This window comes from Nocardia veterana NBRC 100344 (assembly GCF_000308855.1).
GTDB classification, from domain to species: domain Bacteria; phylum Actinomycetota; class Actinomycetes; order Mycobacteriales; family Mycobacteriaceae; genus Nocardia; species Nocardia veterana.
Genome location: NZ_BAGM01000032.1, coordinates 1 through 15,182 on the forward strand (window position 1 = coordinate 1; position 15,182 = coordinate 15,182).

The window sequence follows — 15,182 nt, forward strand, 5'->3', positions numbered from 1 at the left end:
CGCTCTCCGTATCGAACGAACGGCCCTGGTCGGGCCGATTTTCGGGCGAATGGGATCGATTCGGTTGGGTACTCCCGTTTCACAGGACTTTCCTAACCGAGCTTGACACCATCTGGGTGATCGATCGGGATCATGGAAGTGTCGATCCGGTGCAGTGGGCGCCGGCGTGGTAGCGGAAGGTGATCCGAATGGTTCTACTCCAGGAGCCGGCCACTCAGTCAGCACTGGAGTCCGACCTCGGCACGGTCGGCCGTTCCCTCACGCTGCGGGATCGTCTCAAGCTGCCCATGACCTACAGCTACGGTGCGCTGTTGATCGCGGTGACCGTGCTGGTCTCGGTGCTCAGCGATGCCCAGCAGACCCGCGTGATTCAACATGCCAGCACCAATCTGAACAACCTGCTGGCCGGACGTTTCGGCACCCTGTTCTCCAGCGCGTTCGTGATCGGCGACGGTACCGCCGGAGCCCTCCTGATCCCGCTGCTCGTGTGTCTGCTGGTGCTCGCGGAATGGCGATTCGGAGCGCTGTCACTACTGCGCATATTCATCGCCGGTCACATCGGGGCGACGTTGCTCGTCGCGGGCGGCCTGTGGGTCGCGGTGAGCGTCAAATGGTTGCCGACGAGTATTTCGCTCGCCGAGGACGTCGGGGTCAGTTACGGCGCCCTGGCGGTGATCGGATCGCTGATCGTCGTGCTGCCGAGCAAGTGGCGGCCCACCTGGGCCGTCTCGCTGACCGCGGTGGCCGTCGCCGGCGTGGTGATGGGACATACCTTCACCAACGTGGGCCATCTGATCGCGCTGTCGATCGGACTGCTGACCGGATGGCTGCTGCTGCGTAGCGGTCACGCGCATGCGCCACGGCTGAACCGGTTCGAGACCGCGCTGCTGATCATCGCCGCGGCCCTCGGTTACATCCTGCTCGTAGGCTGATCGCCCCGCGCCGCAGGCGGACTCGGGGAGGGCCTAGACTCGACCGGTGCGCCTTGTGATTGCTCGTTGCCAGGTCGATTACGTGGGTCGGCTCACCGCACACCTCCCGATGGCTCGTCGGCTGCTGATGATGAAGGCGGACGGTTCGGTGCTGGTGCATTCCGACGGCGGCTCGTACAAACCGCTGAACTGGATGAGCCCGCCCTGCTGGATGGAGGAACGCGACGCCGGATCCGATGCCGTGCCCGAGAACACCCGGCTCTGGGTGGTGACCAACAAGGCCGGCGAGGAACTACGGATCACCGTCGAGGACATCGAACACGATTCCGCCCACGAACTGGGTGTCGATCCCGGCCTCGTCAAGGACGGGGTGGAGGCACACCTGCAGGAGTTGCTCGCCGAACACATCGGCACCCTCGGCGACGGCTATACCTTGATCCGCCGGGAGTACATGACCGCTATCGGGCCGGTGGACATCCTGTGCCGGGACGCCGCCGGGGCCACCGTGGCGGTGGAGATCAAGCGACGGGGTGAGATCGACGGCGTCGAACAGCTCACTCGCTATCTCGAACTGCTCAATCGCGATCCGCTGCTGGCGCCGGTGACCGGTGTCTTCGCCGCGCAGCAGATCAAGCCGCAGGCCCGCACGTTGGCGACCGACCGCGGAATCCGCTGCGTCACACTCGATTACGACGCCCTCCGCGGCACCGACAGTTCCGAATTCCGGTTGTTCTGAGGCGTTCGTGCCCCGCCGGAAGCCACGCCCGCAGTCGTCGTCGCGGTTCCCCCGGGAACCGCGGCCGATCGGTGACGTCTTCGGCCGGACCGAGGCCGGCCCGGGGGGTGCGGAAACCTATGTGGTGCGCACCGTTCCGGGTTCGCGCGCGGTGAAGACCTACCGCTGTCCCGGCTGTGATCACGAAATCCCGCCCGGCACAGCGCATATCGTGGCTTGGCCGGCGGACGGCGGTGAGCACGACCGACGCCATTGGCATTCCGGCTGCTGGCGCGGTCGGCATACCCGGACGATTACGCGGCGCTGGTCGTAGGCGGCGCTCGATCCATCGATGGGGCGGAACCGGGCGACCACTACATACCGGACGGCCGGCTGCACATAGGGAAGGCCGCCCCCGCAGTGCGGGAGCGGCCTCGAAACGGGTGGTGAAAGTTGTCGCCCTGAGGGGGTGGCGCGGGTGTCAGCTCGAAACTTCGGCGCTTTCGCGCTCTTCGTCGACGGACTCTTCGTCTTCCGCCTTGACCTCGGGGATGGCCTTCTGCCGGCCGGAACCGGACTGCTTACCGGACAGTGAGCGCTGTTCGGGCGCACCGTCGAGCAGTTCGCTCTCGCGGTTGACCGCCGCCAGCATGGCCGGGACGGAATCGAGCTGGCCGCGAATTCCCAACAGCTGGGCCAGAACTCGGCCGCGCAGGACGCGCATCTCCTCGGCCAGTTCCTTGGCGTGCGCGATCTTGCGCTCGGCCGTCTGGGTGGCGGAGGTGACCAGGCGGTTGGCCTCGTCGGTCGCCTCCTTGATGCGCTGGGCGGCATCGGCGCGGCTGGAGGCCTCCAGCTCTTCCATGGCCTTGGTCAGCTTGGTGCGCTTCTCGGCCATGGTGGCCTCGAAGTCCTGCTGGGCGGCCTTGCGCTTGGCCTCGGCTTCCTTGGTGATGCGGTTGGCCTCGGCCTGGGCGGCCTCGACGATCTTGGCCGATTCGGCGCGGGCGTTCGACAGCGTCTGCTCGAATTCGACCTCGAGCGCTTCGCGCTTCTCTTTGGTCTCGGCCAGCAGCGACTCGTACTTGCCGCGCATCTCGGTGGCCTGCTGTTCGGCGATCGAGATCATCTCGGCGGCCTCGGCCTGCGCCTGGGCGCGGACCTCGGATGCCTCGTCGGATGCCAGACGCAGCATCCGGGAGATCCGGTCGCTCATACCTTCCGCGGTGGTGGGCGGCACCGACAGACGATCGACTTCCTTACGGAGCTCGTCGATTTCGTCGCGGGCGTCCTCCAGCTGGGCGGCCAGGTTGCGGGCCTGAGCGGCGGCGGCATCGCGATCTGTTGCGGTAACCCTCAGCTCGGCATCGAAGCGGTCGAAGTAATTGCGTACTTCGTCACGGTCATAGCCCTTACGGACTACCGTGAAGGGCAACGCGACGAAGCGATTGCGATCGGGCTCAGTGGACGACATGCCCCACAAACTACAGCCTGTCGACCCACCATGGTGAGTCGACTGCGAATGTCGTTACGAACTGTTTCTGCGGCCGGATTGCGGTACTAGTGAGTAGGATTCGCCGCCGGTTCGACCAGTTCCACGAGCACACCGCCAGCATCCTTCGGGTGTACGAAATTGATCCGCGAGTTCGCCGTCCCGGCGCGCGGGGCGTCGTACAGCAAACGGATGCCGCGGCCTCGCAGAAAAGTAGCTACCGCCTCGATATCGGTCACGCGGTAGGCCAGTTGCTGCAAACCCGGGCCGTTGCGGTCGATGAACTTGGCGATCGTCGAGTCCTCGTTCAGCGGCGCCAGCAACTGCAGAGCAGTGGCGTCGTCGCCGGAACCGGGCAGCGACAGCATCGCCTCGTGCACGCCTTGGGCCTCGTTGACCTCGCGATGGGTTTCGACCATGCCGAGATTGTCGGAATACCACGCGACGGCGGTGTCCAGATCCGGTACTGCGACGCCGACGTGGTCGACGGCGATGACATAGTCGGCGGGGATGAAAGCGGACGTATCGGTAGTGCTCACTCTACGAAGGTAGCGCGCACCTACCTGGAGCTGCCGGGACGGCACGGGTTACCGTTGGGTACGAGAGCGGCGCGTCGCTGAGCACAGAAGCGGCCCGCCGCCGCTGTGCACGCATTCGAGAAGCGAGGTTCACCGTGGCTACCACCTCTGTCATCGTCTCCGGCGCCCGTACCCCGGTCGGTCGGCTGCTCGGTGGGCTGTCCGGGTTCAGCGGGTCGGATCTGGGTGGTTTCGCCATCAAGGCGGCGCTGGAGAAGGCCGGGGTGGCGCCCGAACAGGTCGACTACGTGATCATGGGTCAGGTGCTGACCGCCGGGGCCGGGCAGATTCCGGCGCGGCAGGCCGCGGTGGCCGGTGGGATTCCGATGGATGTGCCGGCGCTGACGGTGAACAAGGTGTGTTTGTCCGGTATCAACGCGATCGCGTTGGCCGATCAGCTGATTCGCGCGGGCGAGTACGAGATCGTGGTGGCCGGTGGCCAGGAGTCGATGAGCCGGGCCCCGCACATGCTGGAGAAGAGCCGTGAGGGCTTCAAATACGGCGATGTGACGCTGCGCGACCACATGGCCTACGACGGTCTGCACGACATCTTCACCGATCAGGCGATGGGCGCGCTGACCGAATCGCGCAACGCCGGGGACGGCATCGGCCGGGCCGAGCAGGACGCCTTCGCCGCCGCGTCCCATCAGAAGGCGGCCGCGGCGTGGAAGAACGGTGTGTTCGAAGACGAGGTGGTGCCGGTATCGGTGCCGCAGCGCAAGGGCGACCCGATCGTCGTCCGCGAGGACGAGGGCATCCGGGCCGACACCACGGTCGAATCGCTGGGCAAGCTGCGTCCGGCCTTCGCCAAGGACGGCACCATCACCGCCGGGTCGGCGTCGCAGATCTCCGACGGCGCGGCCGCGGTGGTCGTGATGAGCAAGGAGAAGGCCCAGCAGCTGGGGCTGAGCTGGATCGCCGAGATCGGCGCCGCGGGTGTGGTGGCCGGTCCCGATTCCACGCTGCAGGAGCAGCCGGCCAACGCGATCGCGAAAGCCTGTGCGAAAGAGGGCATTTCGCCCGCGGATCTGGATCTGGTGGAGATCAACGAGGCGTTCGCGGCGGTGGGTATCGCCTCGACTCGCAAGCTCGGGATCGATCCGGAGAAGGTGAACGTCAACGGCGGCGCGATCGCGATCGGTCATCCGCTGGGCATGTCGGGTGCGCGCATTCTGCTGCACCTGGCGCTGGAGTTGAAGCGGCGCGGCGGCGGTATCGGCGCGGCGGCCCTGTGCGGTGGCGGCGGCCAGGGCGACGCGCTGATCGTGCGGGTCTGATCCACTCGGGCGTTTTCCCGCGGCCGCGCGGTGTGTCGTGTGGTGTGACCCACACCTACTACGACACTGCGTAGTCGTTGGGCACAATGGAGTCCATGGGCGAATTCTTCGACGTGAGCACCGTGGCCAAGCGGGTGCGTCTGTTCGGACTGCTGGAGGCGCCGTCGTGGGCGCTGCTGCTACTCGGTTCGGTGCTCAAGCGGCTGCCCGAACCCATCACCTGGCCGGTGATGGTGTTCGGCATGCTGCACGGGATCATCTTCCTGTTGTACGCGGTGAGCCTGCTGCTGGCCTGGCGCGAGTACGAGTGGCCCGGTAAGACCATCCTGCTCGGACTGCTGTCCTCGGTGGTGCCGTTCAGTTCGGTGTGGTTCGAGCGCTGGGCGATTCGTTCCGGACAATTGGGAGAACTGAGCGCGGCCGCGGCTCCGGCACCCGCGGTGTCGTGACAAACTGGATGTCGTGACTCGACCTGCTGCACGTCGTCCCTCGCCCGCCGTCGCCGCTGCCATGTCCGGCGCGGTGGATCTGTCCGCTCTCAAACAGCCGGCCGCCACGGACGTCCCGGGCGATCACGCCGTCACCGAGGCCGATTTCGAGACCAAGGTGTTGCGGCGATCGCTCGAGGTGCCGGTTGTCGTCGTCCTGTACTCCCAGCGCAGCCCCGGCAGCGTCGACCTGGTCAAACTGTTCGAGCGCCTGGTCGCCGAGGCGCGTGGCAGCTGGGAGCTGGCCACGGTCGAAGCCGAGCCGAATATGCGCATCGCGCAGGCCTTCGGGGTGCAGGGCATCCCGACCGTGATCGCGGTGGCTGCCGGGCAGCCGCTGGCCGACTTCCAGGGCACGCAGCCGGAAGCTCAGATCAAACAGTGGCTCGACGCGGTCGTCGACGCCGTCCGGGGCAAGTTGCCCGGGGTCGGCGCGGATCAGGGTGAGGCGCCCGCGCCGGAGGACCCGCGATTCGTCGCCGCCGAGGAAGCGCTCGACCGCGGTGATATCGCCGGTGCCGAGGCTGCCTACGAGGCGATCCTGGCCGCCGAGCCCGCCAACGAGGAAGCCAAGGCGGCCCTGCGCCAGGTGCGGTTCTTCGCCCGCGCCCGCGAACTGCCCGCGGATGCGGTGGCAGTAGCCGACGCCGATCCCACCGATATCGACGCCGCCTTCACCGCGGCCGACGCCGAACTGTTCAACCAGCAGCCGGAGGCGGCTTTCGACCGATTGATCGGGCTGATCAAGCGCACGTCCGGCGACGACCGGAACCGGGTGCGGACCCGCCTGGTGGAGCTGTTCGAGCTGTTCGACACCGCCGATCCGGTGGTGGTCGCGGCCCGTCGGAAGCTGGCGACGGCGCTGTACTGAGTGACGTCGATCGTCGCGGTCGCCCATCGGCCGCGACGCTCGCACGAGGGTCCGGCGACGGGAGGCTGCTGTGAACGTGGTCCTACGGGTGCTGATCGGCGCGGCGTGCGCGGCGGCCGTGCTGGTGCCGGCCGGTAGTGCGGGCGCGCACGAAGCCGCCACCCAGTTGGTCTTCACCCGTACCGAACCCGATCGCTCACCTCGCTCGGTGACTCTGACCTGCGATCCGGTCGGCGGCTCACATCCCGACGCGGCGGCGGCCTGCGCGTATCTGGCCGACACCGAATTGGTGTTGCCCGATTCCGATTCCGGCGTTCGCTGTTTCCGGTACTACCCGGTGGAGTTGCGTGCGCACGGCACGATACGCGGCATGCCGGTGTCGGTGGAACACACCTACGAGTGTGTTGTCCCGGAGCTGCCGGCGCCCTGGCAGTTCTGAACCGGCTCACGATGGTCGGGAGCCAGCCAGATCGCGCTGTTGGGTGCGATGGTGACCTCCGCCGAACAGGGCCGGCCGTGCCATGGTCGGTCGGTCGCCGTGACCGCGCCGAGGTTGCCGGTGCCGCCGCCGCCGTACGCGCTCGCGTCGGTGTTGAGGATTTCGCGCCAGGTACCCGTCGCCGGTAGGCCGATGCGATAGTCGCGATGTTCGAGGCCGGAGAAATTGAACACACAGGCCACCACGGACCCGTCGTTGCCGTAGCGCAGGAAGGCCAGCACGTTGTGCTCGTGGTCGTCGGCCTCGATCCAGGAATGGCCGCCGGGTGAGGTGTCCTGGCTCCACAGCGCCGGGTGCGCCCGGTACACGCCGTTCAGATCGGTCACCAGAACGCGGATGCCGTCGTGCAGCGGATTGGCCAATTCGTCCCAGTCCAGGCCGCGGTCGTGCGACCACTCCCGGAACTGGCCGAACTCCTGGCCCATGAACAGCAACTTCTTACCGGGATGGGCCCACATGTATGCCAGCAGAGCCCGGACCCCGCAGGCCTTGGCGAAATCGTCGCCCGGCATTCGCGTCCACAGCGTGCCCTTACCGTGCACCACCTCGTCATGGCTGATGGGGAGAAGGTAGTTCTCGCTCCAGGCGTAGACCGTGGAGAAGGTGATCTCGTTGTGGTGCCAGCTGCGATGCACCTGGTCCCGGCCGAGATAGCCGAGGGTGTCGTGCATCCAGCCCATATTCCATTTCAGGGTGAATCCCAGGCCGCCGACCTCGGTGGAGCGGGTGACCCCGGGCCAGGTGGTCGATTCCTCGGCGATCGTGACCACTCCCGGATATCCGGTGTGCACCGCGGCGTTCAGCTCCTGTAGGAAGGCGACGGCCTCCAGATTCTCCCGGCCGCCGTGCACATTGGGTTCCCATCCGCCCGGCGGGCGCGAGTAGTCGAGGTAGAGCATCGAGGCGACGGCGTCGACGCGCAGGCCGTCGATGTGGAACTCCTCGATCCAGAACCGCGCGTTGGCGACCAGGAAGTTGCGCACCTCGTGCCGGCCGAAGTCGAAAATGTAAGTGCCCCACTCCAACTGCTCGCCGCGGCGGGGATCGGGGTGTTCGTAGAGGGCGGTGCCGTCGAAGCGGGCCAGGGCCCATTCGTCCCGGGGGAAATGTCCGGGCACCCAGTCCAGGATCACACCGATTCCGCGTCCGTGCAGATGATCGACGAAGGCACGGAAATCGTCCGGAGATCCGAAGCGTGCCGTCGGCGCGTAGTAGGAGCCGACCTGGTAGCCCCAGGAACCACCGAACGGGTGTTCGGCGACCGGGAGCAGTTCGACATGGGTGAATCCGCGTTCGCAGACGTAATCGGCGAGTTGCTCGGCGGCGCCGCGATAGTCGAGGCCCGGCCGCCAGGAGCCGAGATGGACCTCGTAGACACTCATCGGTTCCCGGGTCGGGTCGCGGCGAGACCGGTCGGCGCACCACCGGTCGTCGCTCCACCGGTGGGTGTTGCTGGTAACCACCGAGGCGGTGGCGGGGGGAACCTCCGTGGCGAAGGCGACGGGGTCGGCATGGTCGACGATGCGTCCGTCCGCGCCGTGGATGCGGTATTTGTACCGGGTACCGGGGGCCACGCCGGGGACGAACACCTCCCACACGCCGGAGGAACCCAGCCGGCGCAGCGGCGTACTCGTACCGTCCCAGTGGTCGAAATCGCCGAAAACGGTGACACCGCGGGCATTCGGCGCCCACACCGCGAACGAGGTCCCCGACACCGGACCGTCGAGGGTGGTGTATTCCCGGGGATGAGCGCCCAGCACCTCCCACAAGCGCTGGTGACGGCCCTCGCCGAGCAGATGCAGATCGAGCTCGCCGACGGTGGGGAGGAAGCGGTATCCGTCGGCCGTGAGCACGGTGCGGCTGCCGGGATAGGACACGAGCAACCGGTAGTCCCACAGGTCGTGGTATCCGACCACACCCTCGAAGACGCCGTGCCCGACCGGGAGCAGCGGATGGTCGACGCCGCCGATCCGGGCGGCAACCGAATCGGCGTGGGGCCGCAGCGTTCTGATGACGGTGCCGTCCGGGTGCGGATGAGCGCCGAGTACGGTGTGCGGATCGGTATGGGTCCCCGCCGCCAGCAGCATGAGATCGCGCCGATTCATCGGCGCGGCCGCCGGGGTGTGTCGTTGCTCATCGGAAGGTCCTGCGATAGGCCAGTTCCGTGCGCGCGGCGGCGGATACCGGCGGCAGGACCAGAATGTGGGCGGGTGCGCGCACCGGATCCAGTCGCACGTAATTGGTCTGGCCCCAGTGGTATTCCTCGCCGGTGAGTTCGTCGCGGACGGTCGGGCGATCGTGCCATTCGCGCCCGATGGCCGGCAGGTCGAGCGAGATCATCCCGTCTTCGGCACCGAACGGGTTGAGGTTCACCACGATCAGCACCGCGTCGCCGGAGGCGGGATCCACCTTCGAATACGCCAGCACGGCCGGGTTGTCGACGTGGTGAAAGGCGATGCAGCGCAACTGCTGTAGCGCGGGATGGGCGCGGCGGATCTCGTTCAGCCGGGTGACGAACGGGGCCAGTGATTCACCCCGCTCCGCGGCCTCGGCGAAGCGCCGTGGTCGCAGTTGATACTTCTCCGAGTCGAGGTATTCCTCGCTACCGGGCCGCACCGCCTGGTGTTCGAACAGTTCGAATCCGGAGTACATCCCCCAGCTCGGTCCCAGCGTCGCCGCCAGCACCGCGCGGATCGCGAACATGCCGGGGCCGCCGTGCTGCAGACTCTCGTGCAGGATGTCCGGGGTGTTGACGAACAAGTTGGGCCGGGCCTCGTCGGCCTTGGCGGCGAGTTCGCGGCCGAATTCGGCCAATTCGTGTGCGGTGGTGCGCCAGGTGAAATATGTGTAGGACTGCGAGAATCCGCGCCGAGCCAGGCCGTAGAGGCGGGCCGGACGGGTGAACGCCTCGGACAGGAAGATCACGTCCGGATCGGTCCGGCGGACCTGCGCGAGCAGCCACTCCCAGAAGTCCGCGGGCTTGGTGTGCGGATTGTCGACGCGGAAGATCTTGACGCCCAGGGCGATCCAGTGCCGGACGACGCCGAGCACGGCGGCGTAGAGCCCGTCGGGATCGTTGTCGAAGTCCAGTGGGTAGATGTCCTGATACTTCTTCGGTGGATTCTCGGCGAAGGCGATCGTGCCGTCGGGCAGGGTGGTGAACCATTCGGGGTGGCTGCGCACCCACGGATGGTCCGGCGCGCACTGCAGAGCCAGATCCAGCGCTACCTCGAGTCCGAGTTCTGTTGCGGCGGAGACGAATGCGACGAAGTCGGCCTCGGTGCCGAGCCGGGGATGGATCGCATCGTGGCCGCCGTCGGCCGAGCCGATCGCCCACGGGGAGCCGACGTCGTCCGGGCCGCAGGTGAGAGAGTTGTTGGGGCCCTTGCGGTTCACCGTGCCGATGGGATGGATCGGGGGCAGATAGACCACGTCGAATCCCATCGCCGCGATGCGGGGCAGCTCCTCGATCGCGGTGGCGAAGGTTCCGTGGACCGGATTGCCGTCGTCGTCCCAGCCGCCGGTGGAGCGGGGAAAGAATTCGTACCAGGCGCCGACCAGTGCGCGGCGGCGTTCGACCAGTACGGTGTGGGCCGGACCGCGGGTGACCAGTTCGCGCAGCGGTGTTTCCCGCAGGATGTCGGCGACCTCGGCGCCGAAGGCGGGGGCGACGCGTGCCGGTAGTTGGGCGTCGCTGCGCAGCGCGGCCGCGGCGGCGCGCAGGATCTCCCACTGCCGCTTGGGTACCGCCTGCGCGGCCCGTTCGAACAACCGGGCGCCGATTTCGAGGTCGTTGGCCAGATCGGCCGCACTCTGGCCGACGGCGAGTTTCGCCTCCACCGCGGCCCGCCAGCCGGTGATCGGATCGCTCCAGCCTTCGATGCGAAACGTCCACAGGCCCGGGGTGTTCGGGGTGAAGACGGCGTTGAACACGTCCGGTTCGAACTCCGGCGCCATCCGGATGCGCTGGGTGCGCCCGCCGCCGGGTCCGCGCACGGCCAGCGTGGCCGCCACCGCGTCGTGGCCTTCGCGCCACACCACGGCACGGACCGGGAAGACCTCGCCGACCACGGCTTTGGCCGGATATCCGCCCGCGATGGCAGGGGCGGTGTCATCGATGGCGATGCGACCGGTCACGGCACCAACCGTACCGGTAGTCCGCCGGCTGTCCTGCGCATGCGGTCCGGGGTGCGGCGATTGCGGGCCCGCGGTCGGCCGTGGCAGACTTTCCGGGGCGCTGGTTCCGTTTTTGGCGCCGCGGATTCGAGATGAGCACCGAACGAGAGGAATCGCGCATGACGGCAGTGCAGGGCGCCACGGTGGAGATCAGCACGCCCGACGGCGTGGCCGATGCCTACCTGACGCATCCCGACGACGGTGGGCGTCACCCCGGGGTGCTGCTGTACATGGACGCCTTCGGCCTGCGTTCGAGCCTGCGGGCGCTCGCCGACGACATCGCCGCCGCGGGCTGTACGGTCCTGGTACCCAACGTCTTCTATCGACACGGCCCCGCGCCCGTCGTGGAGTTGCCCGAATACATCGACCCGGACGAGCGGCCCGAACTGTTTCGCGCCCTCGGCCCGATGATCCACGAGCTCACTCGCGAGGTCGCCGTCCGGGACGCCGGCGCCTACCTGGATCGGCTGACGCGTTGCGAGTACACGGCACCCGGGCCGATCGGAACTGCCGGCTATTGCATGGGTGGCCGCCTGGCGCTCTATACCGCCGCCGCCTTCGGTGACCGGATCGCGGCCGCGGCCGGATTCCACACCGGGGGATTGGTCGTCGACGGGCCCGACAGTCCGCATCGCGTCCTCGGCACCGTCACGGCCGAACTGTACTTCGGCCATGCGGACGCGGATCCTTCCCTGCCGCCGGAGCAGATCGAGCAATTCGACCAGGCACTGGCCGCGGCCGGACTTCGCTATCGCACCGAGGTCTATCCCGGTGCCCACCACGGCTACACCCAGTCCGATACGTCGGCCTACGACCGGGCGGCAGACGAGCGGCACCGTCGCGAACTACTGGGTCTGCTCGACCGCACCCTCCGCGGCTGACCCGGGTCCTCCGGGCCTGGTCAGCACGCTGGTTCCGGATCGTCGTGCGGTAGGTGGGCGGCCGTCGCCGTGTAGGGTCTACCCGGTGAAGGCTTTGCGTCGTTTCACCGTCCGTGCCCATCTGCCGCAGCGGTTGGCCGCCCTCGGTGAGCTGGCCGCCAATCTCCGGTGGTCCTGGCACGGGCCGACCCAGGACGTGTTCGCACAGCTGGATCCAGAACTCTGGGTGCGGGTGGGCCGTGACCCGGTACGGATGCTCGGCGAGGTGGCGGCGCACCGCCTCGACGAATTGGCCGCCGACCCGGACTATCAGCGCGTCGTCGACGCCGCCGCGGCCGACCTGCGGGACTACCTGACCCGGCCGCGCTGGTTCGGCGACTCCCTCGCGGGTGACCAGGTGCGCGACGAGCCGGCGTCGGTGCCGCGCGGGATCGCCTATTTCTCGATGGAATTCGGTGTCTCCGAAGTGCTGCCGAACTACTCCGGCGGGCTGGGGATCCTGGCGGGCGACCATTTGAAAGCGGCGTCGGACCTCGGCTTGCCGTTGATCGGGGTCGGCCTGCTCTATCGGTCGGGCTATTTCCGGCAGTCGCTGACCGCCGACGGGTGGCAGGCCGAACGCTACCCCGACCTGGACCCTCAGGGGTTGCCGCTCCGCCTGCTCACCGAGGAGGGGGCGCCGGTACTCATCCATGTGCCGATGCCCGAGGGGCGGGTGCTGCGCGCGCGGGTGTGGATCGCGCAGGTGGGCCGAATTCCGTTGCTGCTGCTGGATTCCGATATCGCCGACAACGATCCGGAACTGCGCGCGGTGACCGACCGGCTCTACGGCGGTGACCAGGACCATCGCATCAAACAGGAGATTTTGGCGGGAATCGGCGGCGTACGGGCGGTGCGCGCCTACACGCACGCGCGCGGCCTGCCCGATCCGGACGTCTGGCATATGAACGAGGGCCACGCGGGCTTTCTGGGGATCGAGCGCATTCGCGAATACATGTCCGCCGGTATGGATTTCGAGTCGGCGCTGGTGGCGGTGCGGGCGGCGACGGTGTTCACCACCCATACGCCGGTGCCCGCCGGTATCGATCGGTTCGCGGCCGGACTGGTGCGGCGATACTTCGGCGGTGCGCACGGGGACCGCGAATCTCCGCTGCTGCCAGGGGTTTCCGTGGACCGGATCCTGGCGCTGGGCCGGGAAGCGGATCCGGCGGTGTTCAACATGGCCCACCTCGGGCTGCGACTCGCCCAGCGCGCCAACGGCGTGTCGAAGCTGCACGGCGAGGTCAGCCGGCAGATGTTCGCGCCGCTGTGGCCCGGATTCGATGCCGCGGAGGTGCCGATCGGATCGGTGACCAACGGCGTGCACGCCCCCACGTGGGCGGCGCGGGAATGGCTCGAGACCGCGGCGCGAGCGACGGATACCGCGGCGGCAGTAGCGGACCCGGCCGCGGCGGACCTCCCAGCGGAAACCGCCCGCGCGGCGGCCGGCACCGAACCGGTCGCGCAGGCGTACGGGTGGGCGCGGCTGAGCGAGGTGGATCTGCGTGACCTGTGGGACACCCGCAACACCCTGCGGGCGGTCCTGGTCGAAGAAGTGCGTCGGCGGCTGCGCGCCTCGTGGCTCGAACGCGGCGCGGCGCCGGCCGAATTGGCTTGGGTGGACGACGTTTTCGATCCGACGGTACTGACCGTCGGGTTCGCGCGCCGGGTGCCGACGTACAAGCGGCTCACGCTGATGCTGCGCGACCCCGACCGGCTGCGGGCCCTGTTGCTCGACCGCGAACGCCCCGTACAACTGGTGGTCGCCGGCAAGAGTCATCCGGCCGACGACGGCGGGAAAGCGCTCATCCAGCAGATCGTGCGGTTCGCCGACGACCCCGCGGTACGCCACCGCATCGTCTTCCTGCCCGACTACGACATGTCGATGGCCCGCTATCTGTACTGGGGTTGCGATGTGTGGCTGAACAATCCGTTGCGCCCGCTCGAGGCGTGCGGCACCTCGGGAATGAAGGCGGCGCTCAACGGCGGGCTCAACCTGTCCATCCGCGACGGCTGGTGGGACGAGATGTACGACGGCGACAACGGCTGGGCCATCCCGACCGCCGACGGCGTGCGCGACGAGCACCGGCGCGACGATCTGGAGGCCGCCGCCCTGTACGAGATGCTGGAACGGTCGGTCCTGCCGCGGTTCTACGAGCGGGACGCCGCCGATCTGCCGGTGCGCTGGATGGAAATGGTGCGCCACACCCTGCGCAGCCTCGGGCCGAAGGTGCAGGCTACACGCATGGTGTGCGACTACACGACCGGCTACTACGTTCCGGCCGCCACCTCGTACGCGGCGGTGGCCCGCGACGACTACGCCGGTGCGCGAGAACTGGCCGAGTTCCGCCGCCGCCTCGATTCGGTCTGGCCGCAGGTGAAGGTGGTCCAGGTCGACAGTTCGGGGCTGGCCGACATTCCGGTGATCGGCGCCGAGTTGTCCTTGCGGGCGCGGATCGACCTGGCCGGTCTGGCGCCCAGCGATGTGGCGGTGCAGGCGGTACTGGGCCGGGTATCACCCGACGACGAGCTCACCGATCCGGTCATCGTCGAGATGGACCACGTCGCAAGCGATTCCGGCACCGAGCTGTATGCGGTGAGCACGCCGCTGCCGCGCTCGGGCGCCGTCGGATACACCGTGCGGATCCTGCCGCGGCACCGCTTGCTGTCCGGACCGGCGGAACTGGGGTTGGTCGCCGCCGCCGCTCCGTAGTACTGGTCTTTCTCGAGCGATCTGTAAGTCCGCGAGCGCATCCTCGTTCAGGAACGAACGGGAGGAATGCCGATATGCCGGACGATCACGAACACGGCCTCACGAGCGAATCCGGGTCGCATCCGGTGCTCGCTGTCGATGTCGCCGCGCCGCTGCGGGTCGCTGCCGCGACGCTGATGGCCCTGGTTCCCGAGGTCGTGGTCGACGGGGTGGTGCGGGCGCGCGGCTGGGGGAATTGGCTGATTCCGGTGTCGGCGGGGCGGCATCAGGTCCGGATTCACATCGATCGCTTCGGGGTACTGCTGCATCCGGCGCAGTTGGTGGTGACGGTCGATCCGGGGGAACGCGTACCGATCCACTACCGCATGCCGGCGAGCGGTTTCGCCTCCGCGTCGATCGGCACCACACCGCAGCGTGCCCGCGGTGGCGGGCGCCTGGTGGCCGTGCTGCTGGTTCCGGTGCTGCTGGTGCCGATCCTCGTCACGGTCGCGGCGGTGCTGGCCCTGTTGCTCGCGTAGCAG

At 68.1% G+C, this 15,182-nt stretch carries 14 protein-coding genes; 10 read left to right on the top strand and 4 right to left on the bottom strand.

Annotated elements, in window-relative coordinates:
• The first annotated feature begins 188 nt into the window (after positions 1 to 188).
• Genes ON37_RS05835 through ON37_RS34005 form a run of 3 tightly spaced genes read left to right on the top strand, consistent with a single transcriptional unit; the run spans position 189 to position 1,981 of the window.
• A complete protein-coding gene (locus ON37_RS05835) occupies positions 189 to 932 on the top strand; it encodes a rhomboid-like protein (protein WP_051031254.1) in 744 nt (247 codons plus the stop codon).
• A 46-nt stretch (positions 933 to 978) separates the two neighbouring features.
• Complete coding sequence (gene nucS / locus ON37_RS05840; protein WP_040717621.1) at positions 979 to 1,668, top strand: endonuclease NucS; 690 nt, start codon at positions 979 to 981, stop codon at positions 1,666 to 1,668.
• Between the two features lie 7 nt (positions 1,669 to 1,675).
• Positions 1,676 to 1,981 (top strand): Rv1322 family protein, encoded by a 306-nt coding sequence (locus ON37_RS34005; RefSeq protein ID WP_040717624.1) that lies wholly within the window; start codon positions 1,676 to 1,678, stop codon positions 1,979 to 1,981.
• Positions 1,982 to 2,128: 147 nt separating this feature from the next.
• Here ON37_RS34005 and ON37_RS05850 read toward each other — a convergent pair whose 3' ends face one another.
• Positions 2,129 to 3,121: a coiled-coil domain-containing protein gene (locus ON37_RS05850; protein WP_040717627.1), complete on the bottom strand. Its 993-nt coding sequence runs from the start codon at positions 3,119 to 3,121 to the stop codon at positions 2,129 to 2,131.
• 86 nt (positions 3,122 to 3,207) lie between these two features.
• Entirely contained in the window at positions 3,208 to 3,678 is a 471-nt protein-coding gene (gene mce / locus ON37_RS05855) for a methylmalonyl-CoA epimerase (protein WP_040717629.1), read from the bottom strand.
• 134 nt (positions 3,679 to 3,812) lie between these two features.
• Between mce and ON37_RS05860 the strand changes: the two genes are divergently transcribed.
• From ON37_RS05860 to ON37_RS30810, 4 genes are all read left to right on the top strand, one after another.
• Positions 3,813 to 4,994, top strand: coding sequence for an acetyl-CoA C-acetyltransferase (locus tag ON37_RS05860; RefSeq protein ID WP_040717631.1), 1,182 nt, complete (start codon positions 3,813 to 3,815; stop codon positions 4,992 to 4,994).
• 95 nt (positions 4,995 to 5,089) lie between these two features.
• Complete coding sequence (locus ON37_RS05865) at positions 5,090 to 5,443, top strand: DUF3817 domain-containing protein (protein ID WP_040717633.1); 354 nt, start codon at positions 5,090 to 5,092, stop codon at positions 5,441 to 5,443.
• A 61-nt stretch (positions 5,444 to 5,504) separates the two neighbouring features.
• A complete protein-coding gene (locus tag ON37_RS05870) occupies positions 5,505 to 6,353 on the top strand; it encodes a tetratricopeptide repeat protein (protein WP_040717636.1) in 849 nt (282 codons plus the stop codon).
• A gap of 70 nt (positions 6,354 to 6,423) precedes the next feature.
• Entirely contained in the window at positions 6,424 to 6,792 is a 369-nt protein-coding gene (locus tag ON37_RS30810) for an SSI family serine proteinase inhibitor (protein ID WP_051031247.1), read from the top strand.
• Here the strand turns inward: ON37_RS30810 and glgB are convergent.
• Entirely contained in the window at positions 6,747 to 8,957 is a 2,211-nt protein-coding gene (gene glgB, locus ON37_RS05885) for a 1,4-alpha-glucan branching protein GlgB (protein ID WP_051031248.1), read from the bottom strand. The two genes, ON37_RS30810 and glgB, sit on opposite strands and share 46 nt — an antisense overlap.
• Positions 8,958 to 8,985: 28 nt before the next feature.
• Entirely contained in the window at positions 8,986 to 10,989 is a 2,004-nt protein-coding gene (locus ON37_RS05890; protein WP_040717639.1) for an alpha-1,4-glucan--maltose-1-phosphate maltosyltransferase, read from the bottom strand.
• 131 nt (positions 10,990 to 11,120) lie between these two features.
• Here ON37_RS05890 and ON37_RS05895 point away from each other — a divergent pair, with 131 nt between their 5' ends.
• From ON37_RS05895 to ON37_RS30815, 3 genes are all read left to right on the top strand, one after another.
• Positions 11,121 to 11,909, top strand: coding sequence for a dienelactone hydrolase family protein (locus ON37_RS05895; RefSeq protein WP_245553073.1), 789 nt, complete (start codon positions 11,121 to 11,123; stop codon positions 11,907 to 11,909).
• Positions 11,910 to 11,994: 85 nt separating this feature from the next.
• On the top strand, positions 11,995 to 14,661 hold the full coding sequence (gene glgP, locus ON37_RS05900; protein WP_040717643.1) for an alpha-glucan family phosphorylase: 2,667 nt from the start codon (positions 11,995 to 11,997) through the stop codon (positions 14,659 to 14,661).
• A 74-nt stretch (positions 14,662 to 14,735) separates the two neighbouring features.
• Positions 14,736 to 15,179, top strand: a complete 444-nt coding sequence (locus tag ON37_RS30815) for a hypothetical protein (protein WP_051031249.1) — start codon at positions 14,736 to 14,738, stop codon at positions 15,177 to 15,179.
• Positions 15,180 to 15,182 lie beyond the last annotated feature (3 nt).

What these genes read in the sequence shown, in the direction of transcription:
- ON37_RS05835 (WP_051031254.1), top strand. Translation starts at nt 189, where the DNA reads ATGGTTCTACTCCAGGAGCCGGCCACTCAGTCAGCACTGGAGTCCGAC.
- ON37_RS05850 (WP_040717627.1), bottom strand. Translation starts at nt 3,121, where the DNA reads ATGTCGTCCACTGAGCCCGATCGCAATCGCTTCGTCGCGTTGCCCTTC.
- ON37_RS05865 (WP_040717633.1), top strand. Translation starts at nt 5,090, where the DNA reads ATGGGCGAATTCTTCGACGTGAGCACCGTGGCCAAGCGGGTGCGTCTG.
- ON37_RS05870 (WP_040717636.1), top strand. Translation starts at nt 5,505, where the DNA reads ATGTCCGGCGCGGTGGATCTGTCCGCTCTCAAACAGCCGGCCGCCACG.
- glgB (WP_051031248.1), bottom strand. Translation starts at nt 8,957, where the DNA reads ATGAATCGGCGCGATCTCATGCTGCTGGCGGCGGGGACCCATACCGAT.
- ON37_RS05895 (WP_245553073.1), top strand. Translation starts at nt 11,121, where the DNA reads ATGAGCACCGAACGAGAGGAATCGCGCATGACGGCAGTGCAGGGCGCC.
- ON37_RS30815 (WP_051031249.1), top strand. Translation starts at nt 14,736, where the DNA reads ATGCCGGACGATCACGAACACGGCCTCACGAGCGAATCCGGGTCGCAT.